We start from the raw sequence: 242 nt of genomic DNA on the forward strand, positions 1-242 counted from the left end.
ATAATTCATGGGGATATGAATTATCAGGTGGAATGCGTCAAAGAGTTATGATAGCTATGGCATTAGCATGTGATCCTAAAATGATAATTGCAGATGAACCAACTACTGCATTAGATGTTACTATTCAAGCTCAGATACTTGATTTATTAAGAGATTTGAAAGATAAAATTGATGCAAGTATTTTATTGATTACACATGATCTAGGGGTTGTAGCAGAGATGGCAGATTATGTAATAGTTATG

The 242-nt window shown here is 32.6% G+C and carries 1 protein-coding gene; it reads left to right on the forward strand.

What is annotated here, in order from left to right; genetic code table 11:
* Positions 1 to 242 (forward strand): ATP-binding cassette domain-containing protein (locus ACX6CF_RS26410; protein ID WP_458788366.1); only part of this gene is annotated, 242 nt, incomplete at both ends.

The organism is Vallitalea sediminicola (assembly GCF_054408565.1).